Source organism: Magnetococcales bacterium, from assembly GCA_015231175.1.
Lineage (GTDB): Bacteria > Pseudomonadota > Magnetococcia > Magnetococcales > DC0425bin3 > HA3dbin3.
Map to the genome: position 1 here is coordinate 13,641 of JADGBZ010000037.1, position 16,795 is coordinate 30,435.

Genomic DNA, 16,795 nt, shown 5'->3' on the forward strand with positions numbered 1-16,795 from the left:
TCCATGTCCAGGGGAATATTTCCAATCACCCTGTGTCGAACCTTCGTTTGGAAGCGGGGAACCACGGCAACAGGGGGTGGGTTATCTGCAGGGCAGCTCCACCCGTGCCTCCAGGCCGCCGCCGCTGCGTCCCAACAGGATGATCTGCCCGCCGTGGAGCTGGGCGATTCTCTCGACGATGGCCAGTCCCAGGCCAGCCCGACCCGCGCCGCTGCGCGCCGTATCCAGGCGGGTGAAGGGACGCAACATGCGCTCCCGTTCCTCTGGAGGGATACCGGGCCCCCGATCCATGACCCGCAGCCGGAACCATGTACCAAGCACTTCGGTGCGCACCTCGATGGCCTGTTGACCGCCGTAATGGACGGCGTTGTCCACCAGATTGGTCACCAGACGTTGCCAAGCCGAGGCTCGTAGCGCCAGGTGCGGTGCGGGGGTGATGGCGCAGCGGAGCTCTTTTCCCAGGCGGATGTAGCGGGTACAGACCAGGTCGATGGCAACGTTGGGATCGATCTTCGCCACGGTTTCGGTTTGTTCATCCCTGGCAAACTCCAAAAATCGCTCCAACAGGGCGCCCATCTCCTCGATATCCTGCACCATCCCTTCCCGTAGTTCGGGATCCTGTAGATCCATCTCCAGGCTCAGGCGCAACCGGGCCAAAGGGGTGCGCAGGTCGTGGGAGATGCCGGCCAGGAGCATGGTCCGGTTGGTTTCCAGGTTTTGCATGTCGATCATCATGCGTTGGAAGGCCATGCTCAGGGAACGGATCTCCGTCGGACCTGCCGTGGTGGTGGAGAGGGCGGGCTTCTTTCCTTGTCCGAGCAGGGTTGCCGCCTCGGCGAGACGGCGCAGGGGACCATTGACATGCCAGACCACCAGAAAGGCGCCGGCCAGCGACAGGGTGCCCATGAGCGCGATACCGGCAAACCAATGCCACGGAAACGGACGTTCCAGGGGTGAACGCGGGGAGAGCAGCCAATACTCCTGCTGGGCAAAGAGGACGCGCAGCCACATCCCCTCCCGGGCGTTGCGCACCGCCGTGGGATGGCCAAGTTGCTCGGCGAGCAGCTCGGCCAGCCGGTCATGGCGTTCCGGTGGCAGGGGGTGTCCGGGTGGCGCGGCGTTGTCCGGCATGATGCGCACATGTTTGCCTTGTGCCAGGCGTGCCAGCATGGCCTGACGGCCAGTGTCGTCCATGCCGGCCAGTATTTCGTTGAGCGTTTCGGCCTGGATGGCCAGGCGACCGGCCTGGCGTTGCAGGCGGATGGTGTCGGTATAGGAGTCGAACAGGAGATAGGCGCTCAGGTCGCGCATGCCCATGACCAGAAAGAGCAGCAGCGCCGTGCGTCCGAACAGGGAGCGGGGCAGGGAGAGTCTCATCATGGACGGAGCCATCCTGAACATGTTGGCAGGAGCGAAACGGGAGCGGCAGAACCAGGGGGCACCCCTGGTCCGGTCATGTGGTGTTGGCATCGGGGATGAAGACGTATCCGTAGCCCCATACCGTCTGGATGAAACGCGGGGTGGCAGGATCGGCCTCGATCAGGCGGCGCAGGCGGGAGACCTGGACATCGATGCTGCGGTCGAAGGCCTCGTGTTCCCGCCCCCGGGCCAGATCGAGCAGTTTATCGCGTGACAGCGGCTGGCGGGGATGTTGCGCGAAGACCTTCAGCAAAGAAAACTCGCCGGTGGTGAGGGTAACCTCCGTGCCGTCGACATGCAGACGCCGGGTGGTGAGATTCAGGATGTGGGGGCCGAAGCGGATGGCGCTTTCATCCCGGGCCGGCGCCCCCGGAACAGGGGGTGGGCGTCGTCGCAACACGGCCTGGATCCTGGCGACAAGCTCTCTGGGGTTGAAGGGCTTGGGCAGATAGTCGTCCGCGCCCATTTCCAGGCCGACGATGCGGTCCACTTCGTCGCCCTTGGCAGTCAGCATGATGATCGGGATCGGATGGTCCGCACCCCGCAGGCGGCGACAATAACTCAGCCCGTCCTCGCCGGGCAGCATGAGATCGAGGATCAGCAGATCCACCCGCTGTTTTGCAAGGATCTTGTCGGCTTCGCTGGTGGTGGTCGCGGCCAACACCTGCAAACCCTGTTCGCTCAGGTAGCGTTTCAGGAGCTTTTGCAGGCGCGGATCGTCATCGATCAGCAGGATGGTCGGCATCGGTCGTATCCATGGGCACTCTCCCGGTCACATGCATGATCCGGCCTGACTATGGGACCGTTCATGGAAACGATGCAAGCGCTCGCATGGGGAGCATGGCCGCTGTGCGCAAGAAATGTTTTGTTACACTTTTGGCCGGAGCGCGCAACACTCTATTCACAATGATCCCTCAGATTATGGCCACCAACGCCAGAGCCCGGCTGGTGGTGTCCCTGACAAGAATCGATAAGCCGTCATGCACGGGTTGCGGGCAGGATGCTCACCGTTCACCATGCAAGGGTAACCATTCAGTACCCGGCAACGAATCGGGGTCCAGGGCAGCGCCCTGGCGGGTCCAGGGCAGCGCCCTGGCGGGGTCCGGGGCGAAGCCCTGACAAAGGCTTTCCTGTCCAGGCTTTTCTTGAATGGGTACTGAACGGTTACGAATGATTGCTTGCAAGGAGGGTAACACCATGTCGGTATTATCGAAATCACTCATGTTGCTGCTGTTGCCGGTGATATTTCTGTTGAATGGATGCCATTATCATGGCAGAGGGTATGGGTACTACCATGGCGATTTTCAAGGCAGACATCATGACTATAAAAAACCAGGACACCACCGCCATCATTATTATTATAAAAGGCACTATTATTGAGAAGCGGTAAAAAAATGGCCGGTCGTGGTGATCCGCTGCCGGTATGGATGAAACAATCGTGTCGGGCAGGGAGGATGCCGTTGTGAACAGAATCCGGAGAGCCGTGGTGTTGTCGCTGATCGTGCTGGGTTGGTCATCTCCCGCTGCGGCCATGCGGTCGGGAGATCTCGTCGTCACCTTTGGTTCCCGGGGTGACAAAGGCGGCTTCGGCGGTGGCCACCACGAACGTCCCTGGGATGGTTACGGCAAGGGACACGGGGGCCATCATGGTCACCATGGACATCATGGATATCATGGACGACCCAGGCGCCAACCTCCCGTTTGGATTGTCGGCCAGTGGACCTTCGGCCATCCCCGTGAGCACAGGCATGACCATGCTCCGGTTTGCCGCACGTTCCAGACGACGATCACGATCGATGGCCTCAGGTACCCAGGCCAGGGCACGGCCTGTCAGCAGGAGGATGGGTCGTGGAAGATGGTGCGGTGAGGGAGACCCCGTCTTTCCCTCCCTGGTTCAGAATGGTAGACTCCCGCAAATTCTGCCGGATCAACCAAATTGGGGCATCACCCCGAATCCTTGACCCAACGCCTCCGTTCCGTATGACCGAAGAGGGGGTGCCTGGGCAGTCACTGATTTCAAATGATGGATCATGGTCTGGTACGGAGGTTGATTTGCTCCGAGGACCAGGATAGCATGATCAACTCATACGGTTAAGTTCATGCTTTCTTGCCATTTCCATTGGTCCACATCGGGTGATAACGCTCATGAATAAACGAATCCTCGTTACAATGTCGATGTTCCTTGTGCCAGGGAGTGCCTGGGCCAGTGGGTCGTCCCCTGCTGCCGGACCAACAATCTTTGGCACCCCCGTGGATTTTGTACTTTTTGCCTGCACATTGTTGGGGGTGGCACTGTTTCATCGCTACACCTTGCAGGTTGCTCTTGCCGGTCTGGCAGTCATTGCCACCTACAAGGTTGTGTTCACCGGTTTCGCGCATGGTGACGGTGTGTCTGGTCTGGTCCAGCATATCGGACATGAGTGGGTCATTCTGACCAACCTGTTGTGTCTTCTCATGGGTTTTGCCCTGCTTTCCAACCATTTTGAAGAGAGCAAGATTCCGGAAATCCTGCCGCGTTATCTCCCTTCCGGCTGGATGGGCAGTTTTGTTCTGCTTTGCCTGATTTTCGCCTTGTCCAGCTTTTTGGACAATATCGCTGCGGCATTGATCGGCGGGACGATTGCCGGTATCGTCTACCGTGGCAAGGTTCACATTGCCTACCTGGTAGCCATTGTTGCCGCATCCAACGGTGGTGGATCCGGCAGCGTGGTGGGTGATACCACGACCACCATGATGTGGATTGCCGGTATCAGTCCCGCAGAAGTCCTCCATGCCTATGCTGCCGCCATTCCTGCCCTGTTCATTTTCGGTATTCCGGCGGCCCTGTTTCAGCATGCCCACTCCCCGATCAGTCCAGAACCGATTACCACCGGGGTGCGCGTCGACATGGCCCGTATCGCCATCGTCGCTTTCATACTGGTCATGGCCATTGGGGTGAATGTCACCGTCAACATCAAGTTCAACGAATATTCCGACCATTTCCCCTTCATTGGCGTTGCAGTGTGGGTTGCCCTGCTTCTGGCCACCCCGATACGCAAGCCCCATTGGGGACTTTTGCCGGAGACATTCAAGGGGAGCCTGTTTCTTCTCTCCCTGGTTCTGTGCGCCTCGCTGATGCCAGTGGAACAACTCCCCCAGGCATCATGGTTGACAGCCGTTGGACTGGGTTTTGTCTCTGCTGTCTTCGACAATATTCCCCTGACTACCCTGGCCATCAAACAGGGGGGATATGATTGGGGGCTGTTGGCTTATGCGGTGGGTTTCGGTGGTTCGATGGTGTGGTTTGGCTCTTCTGCCGGCGTTGCCTTGTCCAACAAGTTTCCACAGGCCAGATCCACCGGTCTCTGGTTGCGGCACAGTCTGCCCGTCATCCTGTCCTACATCCTGGGCTGCTACTTCATCGCCTTCTACGTCAAGGGCGCGGACACCATCGAAAGCCGCAAGTTGCGCACCCAATACCTCTCCCCCGTGAGCAGCAAGAAAAAAATCCCGGCCACTCAGTCTGTCCCTGGCAAAGGAGAGAGCCACCCCTTGAATGGTGTCCAAAAACCTGAGAATTCCAGATGAACAAGTGATCTGATGTTTCACCGTTTTGACCCGTTGCAGCAAAAAGGCAACACCACCGACCCGTCCACGTTGGCCACCCAGGGCCAGGGGTTGGGTCAATCCACCACCAGAAATGGACGCCTGCTGCCTTTCACCAACAACAGGGATCATCCAGCACCGCCATCATCTCTTCGGCCAATTGGTTCATGGCTTCGAGGGCGGCTTGATCCCGGGCGGCTTGACTGGCAGTGACCGTTCGCAATTCGTTGTAGATGACCACCCCTTTGACCTGGGGGAAGCCTGGTTTGGCAGGGGTGCCACCAACCATCAATTGTGGTTGTGCCCGCAAGGATATCTGATATTGATCCGCCAATCCGGTCCGATCTTCCAGATGCATGGATCTTTCAGCAAGTTCCAGGTGAATGACAAGTTCGCGTTTTTCCGTATTTTTACCGTCATCCGCACGCCCGGCGTCCGGAAAAGCCAAACCCAGACGGTTCTCCAAATTTTGTCGTAAAGCCCGGGCAAGGAGGGGGTCATTCCGCGCCCCCGGTCCCTCCACTCGAACATGTGTATGCCGCCAGGCCGCCGAAGAACCCGAACTCCCCTCGGAAAAGTGGTAGCCACACCCCCCAAGAAAAGAGGTGAGCAACAACACCGCCGACAGTTTGGCGCGACTCTTTTGCAAAGAAACGTTCATGGTCACCCCCTTTTCTCCTTCTTCATCATAGGTCGTTTCCGGACAACAGGAAACCGTAACCATGCACTCGATGATCAAGTTTTTCGGGTGGTGTTTTCGGTTATCCTATCTGGCTGACAAGGCATGGATTTTTCCCATCGTGACTTATCCTGGTGGTTTCTGTTACCCTCCGGCAAGGCCGGGTGGGGGTGGGGCAACTTTGTCAGGGCTTTGCCCCGAACCCCACCAGGGCGTTGTCCAAGGCCCTGCCAGGGAACCATCCCCCTGGATCTCGATTTGTGGCCGGGTGGCGAATAGTTACCTTGAAGGATTCAATAATCGGTCATGATGGGTGCAGCCCCTCCTTCCGCCCAGTCGGTCAGCCGGATCCTGGGCGGTTACTACTTTTTCTATTTTGCCGGTCTGGGGGTCTGGATTCCCTATTGGCCTCTGTATCTGAAGGGGTTGCATCTGGATCCGGCGGCCATCGGCCTTTTGCTCTCTCTGCCCCTGGCCATGAAAGTTTTTGGGCCCCCGGTCTGGGGCGCCCTTGCGGATGGCGGCGCCCGGCATGGTGTCATCGTCGGCACATCCTTCGCTGCCCTCTTCACCTTTGTCTGGTATTTTTTCGGGCGCGACTTCCAGTTTTTGTTGATCGTCACCACGTTGTACAGCTTTTTTCTGGCCGGTCCCCTGGCCCTGGTCGAGGCGACCACCATGGAGATCGTCACTCGCATCGGTAGCGACTACGGGCGCATCCGCTTGTGGGGTTCACTGGGGTTCATTCTCTTTTCTTTTCTTCTTGGCCCGATCCTCGACCGTTGGGGCAATACTCCCTTGTTGTGGGTTGTGGGCGGGCTGCTGCTGGCCAATGCCCTTTTGACCCTGCTCATGCCACGGCCAGAACCCCAGACCCGGCACGCCAAACCTCGGCGCCAGACCCGGCTATTGTTTGCCACCCCGGGATTGCCCTGGTTCTACCTGGCAGCCCTCCTCATGCAATTTTCCCATGCCGCCTACTATGGTTTTTTGTCCATTCATCTGGAGCAGAATGGCTTTTCCCGTAAGGCCATCGGCATCCTGTGGGCCTTGGGAGTCGTGGCTGAGGTGGTTGTGCTGCGCTGGTCGGGCTATTGGGTGGAGCGCCTGGGTCCGAGCAGAATTCTGACCGGATCCATCCTGGTGGCCGTCATACGTTGGGGGCTGTTTGCCACGACCCTCTGGTGGCCCCTGTTGATCCTGGCCCAGCTTTGTCACGGCTTCACCTTTGGCTCATACCATGTGGCTGCCATCCGGCGCACCCATGAGGCGGCTCCTCCTGGCGCCCGGGCCACGGCCCAGGCCTGGTATATCGCCTTTGCCTATGGTCTGGGAGGGGGGGTCGGACTCGCTTTCTCGGGACATCTGTACGATCATCTTGGCGCCAAATCCTTGTTTGCCATCATGGCCATCGCAGCCCTGGCCGGGAGCGGCGCCAGCGCCCTCTCCAACCGCTCTTTCCGCCATGCCCGGTAATCGTTCAGCATGCGTCACTATTGCAAGAAAAACTTGGGTATGAAAGCTTTTGTCAGGGCTTCGCCCCGAACCCCACCAGGAAGGGCGCAGCCCTTCCTGGACCATCCCAGTCTTTTAAACGTTTTTTGTCAGGGCTTCGCCCCGAACCCCACCAGGAAGGGCGCAGCCCTTCCTGGACCATCCCAGTCTTTTAAACGTTTTTTGTCAGGGCTTCGCCCCGAACCCCACCAGGAAGGGCGCAGCCCTTCCTGGACCATCCCAGTCTTTTAAACGTTTTTTGTCAGGGCTTCGCCCCGAACCCCACCAGGAAGGGCGCAGCCCTTCCTGGACCATCCCAGTCTTTTAAACGCCAAAAACCTTGCGGATCGCCTATGCCACTCTTCCCTTACTCCCCGGCAGCCACCTCCGTCCAACTGCCGCGCCGCCACCTGCGCGCCATGCTCCGTTTTGTCCGAGCGGTCCATGCCCTGAGCCGGCAACCGGGATACATTGACCGGGTAACCCGCGAGCTGCCGGAAACAGCCCGTTACGATCCCGGCCATGCATCGGTCATGATGGGGTACGACTTTCATCTGACGCCGGATGGTCCCCGCTTGATCGAGATCAACACCAATGCCGGGGGAATTCTGCTGGCCTATGCCGCCCAACATCCCGGCTCCCCGGCCTTTCACCCGCACCCCCCCCTGGAGACCCTCCTGAGATCAGGCCCTGTGACCCGGTTTCTCGACAGCTTTGCGACGGAGATGGGATTGTGGCAGGGCTCTGCCCCCGCCAAACCGGAACGTATGGTCATTCTGGATGAACACCCTCCGGGTCAGTACCTCTACCGGGAAATGTGCTTGCTGGCAGAGCTGTTTCGCTACTGGGGGGTGGAGACCGGCATCGTCGATCCTGGCGAGCTGACCATGTCGGAGCAGGGGGTGTTCTGGGACGGAAAACCCGTGGCCATGGTCTACAATCGGCACTGCGATTTTTACCTGGCAGGATCACCCCTGGCCGGGTTGGCGACGGCCTATCGGGCTGGACGGGTTTGTCTGACTCCCAATCCCCGCACCTACGCCCTTTTGGCCGACAAGCGCCGCATGATTCTGATGTCCGATGCCACTGCTCTGGCCTCCGCCGGTGTCGATGACCCAACCATTCGCCTGCTGACCGAAGTGGTTCCCACCACCCGTCTTCTGGCGGAGGTTGATCTGGAGATGATCTGGCGGGAACGCAAAGCATGGGTTTTGAAGCCGGTCAGCGCCTCGGGCAGCAAAGGGGTTCTGACCGGCGAAAAGATGTCACGCAAACGGTTTCTCGAACAGGAGCCCGGCACCACCCTGGTGCAACGGCTTGTCCCCCCCTCCCTGACTCCGGTTCCGGGAGAGGAGAAGCCCATGAAAACCGATTTGCGACTCTTTGCCTATCAGGACCGGATTCTCGGCGTGGCTGCTCGTCTCTATCGGGGACAGGTGACCAATTTTCAAATGCCCGGCAGTGGTTATGGGCCGGTCAGGATTGTTGGCGATTGAAAGAGTGGTATGGAGGTCCAGGAGGAGGGGCTGCGCCCTTCCTCGATCCAGCCGTTTTTTGGGTGGATGCCGAACGGATGCAAAAGGTAAAAAAATCCTGGTAACTTAAACAATTTCCCCCTCCATGTAACAAGTTCCCGACAAAATTTTGGTCTGGTGCACACACAGGTGATTGACTCGGGGGAAAGGAAGGCCTAGATTTTACGAAATTCATCTGCACCCCTGAAGGACAGGCCGGTGGAGGGGACGTTGTTTTCCTCTCCGCGCCATGGTTTTCGGGGGGGTATTCTTTGGCGACGGGCCAAGGAAGCGCTGGGGTCTTCTCTGGCGGCGGGTGAAAAAGCATGAAGAACCATGGATGAAACCAGAGCAGGAGGAAATGCAGTTATGAAAAGCCACGACCTGATCATTGTGGGCGCGGGCTTGTCGGGCATGCGCGCCGCATTGGAGGGGGTGCGGGCGAAGATCGACGTTGCCATCGTCACCAAGATCCATCCGTTGCGGAGTCACTCCTGCGCGGCCCAAGGTGGAATCAACGCCGCTATCGATCCCAAGGACTCCTGGGAATCCCATGCCTTTGACACGGTCAAGGGATCGGACTACATCGGCGACGAAGATGCCATCCGGATCATGTGCGAGGAGGCCCCCAAGGTGGTTCTGGAGATGGACCGCATGGGCACCCCCTTTTCCCGACAGGATACCGGTACGATCGCCCAACGCGCCTTTGGTGGCGCCAATTTTGACCGTACCTGCTACTCTGCCGACCGCACTGGACAGGTGCTGTTGCACACCCTGTGGGAACAGCTCGTCAAATCCGGCGTCAAGGTCTACGAGGAGTGCCAGATTTTCAAGGTGGTCACCGACAAGGAAAAATACGCTGTCGGCGTCGTTGCCTATGATATCAAGACCGGTGATGTATTCCCCATTCGCGGCAAGGCGGTGCTGATCTGCACGGGCGGTTATGGCCGTGTCTACGTCTCCAGCACCAACGCGACGAGCTGCACCGGGGATGGCATGGCCCTCTCCATGCGGGCCGGCGCTGCCCTGGGCGACATGGAGTTTGTGCAGTTCCATCCGACAGGCCTGCGCACCTCCGGCATTCTGGTCACCGAAGGGGCGCGTGGCGAAGGGGGCATCCTGATCAATGCCAAGGGCGAACGGTTCATGAGCAAGTATGCGCCCAGCAAACTGGAGCTTGCCTCCCGCGACGTGGTTTCCCGGGCCGAGCAGACGGAGATTCTGGAAGGACGCGGCAAGGATGGGGCGATTTTCCTGGATTTGCGCCACCTGGGTGCGCAAAAAATTCTCGAACGCCTGCCGCAAATCCGCGAACTGGCCCTTGATCTGGAAGGGGTGGATCCCATCAACGATCCCATCCCCGTGCGTCCCACCCTCCACTACTCCATGGGGGGGATCCGCACCGACAAGTATGGCGAATCCAAGGTCAAAGGTCTCTGGTCCGCCGGCGAGGCCGCCTGCGTCTCGGTCCACGGCGCCAATCGCCTTGGAGGCAACTCTCTGCTCGATACCATCGTCTTCGGCAAGGTCACCGGCAAACAGGTGAGCGAGTATGTCGCCAAGGAGAAATCCCTGCGTGATTTTCCGGAGAGCGCGGTCAAGGAAGTCAAGGATACCATTGCCGACCTGATGAGCCGTCCCGACAAGGGGTTGCGTCCCTCCGATCTCCTCAAGCGCATGGCCACCGAGATGAACCTGTATATCGGTGTGTTCCGCGAGCCCAAGGCCATGCAGAAGGTGATGGATCAATTCCCCGGTTTCCGGGAGGATTACAAGCGCATCCACCTGGATGACAAATCGACCACCTTTAACATTGATCTTTTGCGCGCCCTGGAGTTGCGCAATCTCATCGATCTGGGTGAGTGTATCACGCGGGGCGCCATTGCCCGCGAGGAGTCCCGCGGCGCCCACTCCCGGGTGGACTTCCCGAAACGCGACGATGCCAAATGGCGCAAGCATACCCTGGCCAATTGGGACGAAAAGAAGGGAGAGGTGGTCCTCTCTTATGAGCCGGTTCGTACCCTGGGAATCAAGGAATACGAACCCAAGGAGCGGGTCTATTGATTGGGAACTGAATGGGAGCGATCCACAGCCTTCCCATTGGAGGAGATGATGGCAGAGCAAACTTATACCTTTCGCATTCAGCGCAATCGCGTCCTCGAAGGAGGCCGCATGGAGTCCCGCTGGCAGGAGTATCAGGTCAAGGCGGAACCGAATGCCACGGTTCTGAGCGCCCTTGAGGATATCAAGGGCCACCAGGACGGCTCGTTGACCTTCCGCCAATCCTGCCGGTCGGCCATTTGCGGCTCCTGCGCCATGCGCATCAGCGGTCGTACCCGCCTGGCCTGCAAGACCCATGTCGGGGTTGCGGCCCGCGATGGCGTGGTCACCATGGCCCCGCAGGCCAATCAACCGGTTCTCAAAGATCTGGCCATCGACATCGGGCCATTCTTCAAGAGAGTCCTCACCATCCGTCCCTATCTGGAAGAGGGACCGGAGACTGCAACCCAGGTGGGCAAGACCGCCTACGATCATGTCAACCAGGTGTCGCAGTGCATCATGTGCGGCTGCTGTTACTCCGACTGCACCATGGCGGAGGTCAGCCCGGAATATATTGGCCCAGCCGCTCTGGCCAAGGCCTTCCGGTTTGTCTCCGACCCCCGCGAAGGAAAGAAGAGCGACCGGCTGCGGCAGCTCTCCGAGCCCCATATGATGTGGGCCTGCTCCCGCTGCACCATGTGCGTCGATGTCTGTCCGAAAGATGTCAAACCCATGGAGGCCATCGTCAAGTTGCGCACCCGGGGCATTGCCAAAGGGTACGTCGATGGCGCCGCCCAGAAGCACGCCCTCGCCTTTCATGAGGATATCAAAAAATCCGGTGATCTCAACGAGTTTACCTTGATGATGCGGACCCTGGGCCTGGTCGGTACCCTGAAAGAGACCAGCTCGGCCCTGCATTTACTGAAAAAAGGGAAGATCCCCTCGCCCTTCCCGCATCAGGCCAAGGGGGTGGATCAAGTGAACAAGGTCTTCAATCTCCTGGAGCAAAATCCTTTGGATGTTGAAACCAAGGCGCCGGAAATCGTGCCCGAGTAAGGGACGGGGAGGAATTGGAAATGTCTTTGGAATTTGCCTTTTATCCCGGTTGCGCCGGTAAGCAGGTGCAAAAAGAGGCCGACTGGTCGGCCCGGGCGGTCTGCTCCGAGTTGGGTATCAAACTGCATGACATGCCCAGCGCCACCTGCTGCGGCGCCGTCAGCCTGCGGGAAGCCAAACCCGCCTTCTCCCTGGCCGTGGCTGCGAGAATCCTCTCCGAAGCCGAAGCCATGGGGCGCGATCTGGCAACCATCTGCAACACCTGCCTGCAGACCCTCTCTCATGCCCACTACCGGTTCCGGACCGAACCGGAAATCCTGGAGAAGATCAATGGGGTCAACAGCCAGGCCGGCATCCGCCCCTACGGCGGCACCAACAAGGTGCGCCATCTGCTGTGGGTAATCACCGATATGGTGGATCAGGGCACGTTGAAGTCAAAAATCAAAAAGCCTCTCAACGGCCTGCGAGTGGCCCCGTTTTACGGTTGCCACTCCCTGCGACCGGTGGAGATTTTCGCCGACAAGGCTGGGGAAAAGCCCGATCATCTGGACCGGTTGATCACCCTGCTTGGTGGCATGCCTGTCGCCTACGAGGGAGCCAACCGTTGCTGCGGCTTCCATGTCATGCTGTCGGATCCCACGGAGATGCGCCAAATGGTGGCCAAAAACTGCCTGAGCGCCAAAAATGCCGGGGCCGATCTGATGATCACCCCCTGCACGCTCTGCGACATGTCCATGGGGGCCTACCAGGGCATCGCCGAGAAAACCATCGGGCAGACCATCAACCTGCCGGAAATGAACTTTGCCCAACTTTTGGGCGCTGCCCTGGGCATCCATGAGAGCAAGCTTGGCATTGACCGACTCCACGTCGATCCCAAACCGGCCCTCGCCGCACGCGGAGTCCTCTGACCCGGAGGCGTCTGCGGCGTATGACCGGCCCCTGAATATCTGGCCGGCCCAGCTGCGCGGTGGTGTCCGCTTTCTGGTGGACTTCGCCGAGTTGGGTCGGCCGTTTTTCTTTCAGGATCCGCAGGCCACTCTGGTTGCCTGGCATCCGGATGAGGTGCAGCCGGTGTTGCGCGCCGCCGAAAAGGCGGCGCACGCAGGGGCCTGGGTGGGCGGGTTTTTGACTTATGAGGCCGCCGCTGCCTTTGCCCTTCCCGTCCATGCGCCGGAGCCCGATCTTCCCCTCGCCTGGTTTGCTGTGTTTGACCGGGCCTTGGAGGTGACCCTTTCTCCCCTGGATGGCGGATGCTGGATCGGAAATCCGGTACCCCAGGTCCAGCGGGACCGCTTTCAACAAGACCTGAACGCCATCCAGGCCTGGATCCTGAGCGGGGACACCTATCAGGTCAATTATACGTTGCCGGCGCGTATTCCCGGTGTCGAAGATTTGGCCGCCCTCTTTTTGCGCGTTCATCTGACCCACCGTCACCCCTACGCCACCTGGTTGCATCTTCCGGGCGACAATGGCCGACCGGAGTGGTCGGTGGCCTCATTTTCGCCGGAATTGTTTCTGCGCCGCCACCAGGGGGTGCTGATCTCGGCCCCCATCAAGGGGACACGGCCCCGCAGCCGCTCCGCATTGGTCGATGCCAGACGCATCCGCGCACTGCAAACCTCGATCAAGGACCGGGCTGAACATGTCATGATCGTGGACATGGTCCGCAACGACCTGGGCCGGATCAGCCGCACCGGCAGTGTAGCGGTACCCCACCTGTTTGAATGGCGCACCTTCTCTTCAGTTCACCACCTGGAGACGCGCATCAGCGGCGAGCCCGCCCCGGCAACCCTGGATGCAGCCAGCATCATGGCGGCGATGTTTCCTGCCGCCTCCATCACCGGCGCGCCCAAACACCGCACCATGGAGATTATCCGCACCCTGGAAAAGCGTCCACGCGGCATCTATACCGGCGCCGTGGGGCTGTTTCAGCCGGGGGGAGATTTTCTTTTCAACGTGGCCATCCGCACCGTGGTACAACGAGGCCACACCCCCCCTTTGATGGGATTGGGTGGTGGGGTGGTGGCGGACTCCAATCCGGCTGCCGAATGGTCGGAGATGGCGGACAAGGGGCATTTTCTGGCGGTGGGTGCGGATCCCCCTCCGGGGTTGTTGGAGACCATGCGGGTGGATGCGACGGGAAACATTCCCCAGCTGGGGCAACACCTGACCCGCCTGGAGATCTCGGCCCGCGCCCTGGGCATGCCGCTGCCGCTTCAGGCGGTGACGAAAACCCTGCAACGCGAGGCGGCCCTGTTGCATCGTGCCGGGTTGGTTCCCCGGGTGCTGCGCCTGGAGCTGCATGGCAACGGCGCCATCAAAACCTCCCACCGAAGGCTGACCCCCACGCCGGCAACCCTGCAGGTCCAACTCGCGGCCCACCGGGTGGACCGACTGGACCGGCTGAATCAGCATAAGACCACCCGTCGCGAACATCTGACCATCGCCTTGCGCCAGGCGCGTTGGGGGGGGTATGACGACGCCCTTTTTCTCAACAATCTTGGGGGGGTGACCGAAGGGTCCATCCGTGGGATATTGGCAAGGTTGGAGGGGAGATGGTATGCCCCCCCCGTATCCGATGGGTTGCTGCCCAGCCTTTGGCGCGCCGCTGAAATGGAGAAATTGGCAGCGTGTGAGCAGTCGTTGACTCTCGAAATGCTTTGCCAGGCCGAAGCCATCCGCATGGGCAACGCTGTCCAAGGTGGCCAGCCTGTGGCCCATCTGACCGATCCGACAGGACGAACTCTCTGGCGCTGGCGTGAGAAAGCTCGTGGATGATGTCAAGCCGAAGGATGATGCGCAGACCCTGGATGAAAACGCCGTCGAGGCGTTGTTTGATCAGGCCATGGCCTTGCAACAACGTGGGGACTCCGACCAGGCGGAATACATCTGCCGGCATGTTCTCACCCACGCACCGGATCACCCCCCTTCGCGCCGCATTCTTGGCCTGCTCTGCCTGCAACGTGGAGCCGTGGATGAGGCCGTTGCCCATTTAGAGCAGTTTTTGACGCTGCGCCCCGAGCATGTCGCCATTCGGTTTCTGTTGGCCAACACCTTGATGGTGCAGCAGACGATGGAGCGTGCCGTCGGCCATTTTCGGGCGTTGTTGCAAGTGGATCCCACCCATGCCGAGGCAGCCTACCATCTGGGGCTGGCCCTTTACGGTCAGGGAAAAATTCCGGATGCCATTCAGGCCTTTCGCCAGGCCCTGGATCTGCCCGATGCCGACAGACCCCGGATTCTCACCTCTTTGGCCAAGGTGCTGGGTTTTGCCGCCCAATACCCGGAGGCGGAACAGTGTTATCGCACCATCCTCGCCTTGGAACCGGACAATCACTCTGTTCGTTATGCCCTGGGGCTTCTGCTCCAGGATATGGGGCAAACTCAGGAGGCCACCCGCGTATTCAAGTCGATTCTGGAGGCCGAACCGCACCATGCCGCCGTCTGGAACAGTCTGGCCATTCTCTTCCGGAAGGAGGGATTTTTTGAGGAGGCCGAGGCGCATTATCGGACGGCCCTGGGCATCAAACCCGACTTTTTCGAGGCCTGGAACAATCTGGGCATTCTTCTCGGCGACATGGGGTGTGTCCGCGAGGCTGTGGATGCTTTTCGCCAGGCTTTGGCCATCAATCCAGACTCGGCCACGGTACACTCCAATCTGATCATGAATCTGCACTATCTGCCGGAGAGCGACGCCGCCGGATTGTTGGCCGAGAGCCGCGCCTATCATGCAAGGCACGCTCGCCCGCTTGCCCGGCATGTCCAGCCGCATGGCAACGATCGCGCCCCCCATCGCCGTTTGCGCATCGGCTATCTCAGCAGCGATTTCCGGCAGCATCCGGTGGGATTTTTTTGGCAGCCGGTGATGGCGGCGCATGACAAAAGACAGTTTGAGATTTTTTGCTACTCGGGGGTGGCCAAAGAGGATTGGATTACCCAGAGAATTCAGGGCTGGGCCGACCACTGGCGCCCGATCCGAGGCATCGATGACGCCACGCTGGCGCAAACGATCCGGGAGGATGGCATCGACATTCTGGCCGATCTGGCTGGTCACACCGAGGGCAACCGGCTTCCCCTGTTGGCTCGCCGTCCGGCGCCGGTCCAATTGACGGCAGGTGGCCATTGCAACACCACTGGCCTGGATGCCATAGACTATCTGGTCTGTGATGCCTACCATGCACCGCCGGGGGCTGAAAGTGAATTCAGTGAAACCCCCCTGCGCATGCCAGACGGCTACATCTGTTATGCCCCGCCCTTTTACGCCCCCGGCGTGACCGAATTGCCGGCCCGGGAGCATGGACATATCACCTTTGGTTGTTTCAACAGCCAGATCAAGGTGACCCAGGCTGTCGCCGCCCTCTGGTCGCAAATCCTGCACCGGGTGCCCGGATCGCGCCTGATCCTTCGCGCCGGGGGAATGGATGACATGAAAACACGCTCCCGATATCTGGGGTGGTTCCAGAGCCAGGCCATCGACGAAAACCGGCTGCAACTGGCCGGGCGTCTGCCGCATCTGGAGCTGCTGGCCGCCTATGGCGCGGTGGATGTGGCCCTGGATCCTTTTCCCTATTCGGGCGGGCTTACCACCCTGGAGGCTTTGTGGATGGGCGTGCCGGTGGTCACCATGACCGGACGCACCTTTTGTGGACGGCACAGCACCAGCCATCTGAGCCATGCCGGCCTTCCCTGGTTGGTGGCGCGCTCCCCGGAAGAGTACATGGACATTGTCCTGAAATTGGTCAATGATCTGGAGGGGCTGACGCAGTTGCGCCGCACTTTGCGGACACGCATGGACCGTTCCCCCTTGTGTGACGGTACCCGTTATACCCGCAACCTGGAAGCAGCCTACCGGACGATCTGGCAAAAGTGGTGCGCCTCTGCAAGATGAAGCTTTGACATGAAAAACGCTCTGACATGAAAAACGCTTTGACATGAGAAGCTTTGTCAGGGCTTCGCCCCGAACCCCGCCAGGAGGAAGGGCGCAGCCCTTCCTCCTGGACCTCCATCC

Annotated in this window: 12 protein-coding genes and 1 pseudogene; 10 read left to right on the forward strand and 3 right to left on the reverse strand. The window is 59.8% G+C overall.

Annotated elements, in window-relative coordinates; all coding sequences use genetic code 11:
* Positions 1–81: 81 nt before the first annotated feature.
* Together HQL63_09385 and ompR are read right to left on the reverse strand one after the other, a co-directional pair.
* Positions 82–1,380 (reverse strand): two-component sensor histidine kinase, encoded by a 1,299-nt coding sequence (locus tag HQL63_09385; GenBank protein MBF0177044.1) that lies wholly within the window; start codon positions 1,378–1,380, stop codon positions 82–84.
* Positions 1,381–1,453: 73 nt separating this feature from the next.
* Positions 1,454–2,164 carry a two-component system response regulator OmpR gene (gene ompR / locus HQL63_09390; protein MBF0177045.1) on the reverse strand — a complete coding sequence of 237 codons (711 nt, stop codon included), beginning with the start codon at positions 2,162–2,164 and terminating at the stop codon, positions 1,454–1,456.
* 452 nt (positions 2,165–2,616) lie between these two features.
* Here ompR and HQL63_09395 point away from each other — a divergent pair, with 452 nt between their 5' ends.
* The 3 genes and pseudogenes from HQL63_09395 to HQL63_09405 all read left to right on the forward strand — a co-directional run bounded on the left by HQL63_09395 (position 2,617) and on the right by HQL63_09405 (position 4,821).
* Entirely contained in the window at positions 2,617–2,799 is a 183-nt protein-coding gene (locus tag HQL63_09395; GenBank protein MBF0177046.1) for a hypothetical protein, read from the forward strand.
* 43 nt (positions 2,800–2,842) lie between these two features.
* On the forward strand, positions 2,843–3,286 hold the full coding sequence (locus tag HQL63_09400) for a hypothetical protein (protein ID MBF0177047.1): 444 nt from the start codon (positions 2,843–2,845) through the stop codon (positions 3,284–3,286).
* A gap of 308 nt (positions 3,287–3,594) precedes the next feature.
* Positions 3,595–4,821: pseudogene (locus HQL63_09405) on the forward strand (citrate transporter).
* A gap of 295 nt (positions 4,822–5,116) precedes the next feature.
* Here HQL63_09405 and HQL63_09410 read toward each other — a convergent pair.
* On the reverse strand, positions 5,117–5,665 hold the full coding sequence (locus HQL63_09410) for a hypothetical protein (GenBank protein MBF0177048.1): 549 nt from the start codon (positions 5,663–5,665) through the stop codon (positions 5,117–5,119).
* A gap of 324 nt (positions 5,666–5,989) precedes the next feature.
* On the opposite strand from HQL63_09410, the gene HQL63_09415 reads away from it, so the two are divergent.
* The 7 genes from HQL63_09415 (at position 5,990) to HQL63_09445 (ending at position 16,675) form a co-directional block, all read left to right on the forward strand.
* Complete coding sequence (locus tag HQL63_09415) at positions 5,990–7,159, forward strand: MFS transporter (GenBank protein MBF0177049.1); 1,170 nt, start codon at positions 5,990–5,992, stop codon at positions 7,157–7,159.
* A 371-nt stretch (positions 7,160–7,530) separates the two neighbouring features.
* Positions 7,531–8,673, forward strand: coding sequence for a hypothetical protein (locus HQL63_09420; protein MBF0177050.1), 1,143 nt, complete (start codon positions 7,531–7,533; stop codon positions 8,671–8,673).
* A 387-nt stretch (positions 8,674–9,060) separates the two neighbouring features.
* Positions 9,061–10,755, forward strand: a complete 1,695-nt coding sequence (locus tag HQL63_09425; protein ID MBF0177051.1) for an FAD-binding protein — start codon at positions 9,061–9,063, stop codon at positions 10,753–10,755.
* Positions 10,756–10,803: 48 nt separating this feature from the next.
* Positions 10,804–11,787 (forward strand): 4Fe-4S dicluster domain-containing protein, encoded by a 984-nt coding sequence (locus tag HQL63_09430; protein ID MBF0177052.1) that lies wholly within the window; start codon positions 10,804–10,806, stop codon positions 11,785–11,787.
* A 20-nt stretch (positions 11,788–11,807) separates the two neighbouring features.
* Complete coding sequence (locus tag HQL63_09435; protein MBF0177053.1) at positions 11,808–12,695, forward strand: CoB--CoM heterodisulfide reductase iron-sulfur subunit B family protein; 888 nt, start codon at positions 11,808–11,810, stop codon at positions 12,693–12,695.
* Positions 12,634–14,565 carry a bifunctional anthranilate synthase component I family protein/class IV aminotransferase gene (locus HQL63_09440; GenBank protein MBF0177054.1) on the forward strand — a complete coding sequence of 644 codons (1,932 nt, stop codon included), beginning with the start codon at positions 12,634–12,636 and terminating at the stop codon, positions 14,563–14,565. Before HQL63_09435 ends, HQL63_09440 begins: the two co-directional genes overlap by 62 nt.
* Positions 14,558–16,675, forward strand: coding sequence for a tetratricopeptide repeat protein (locus HQL63_09445; protein MBF0177055.1), 2,118 nt, complete (start codon positions 14,558–14,560; stop codon positions 16,673–16,675). The genes HQL63_09440 and HQL63_09445 overlap by 8 nt, the downstream gene beginning before the upstream one ends.
* The last annotated feature ends 120 nt before the right edge of the window (positions 16,676–16,795 follow it).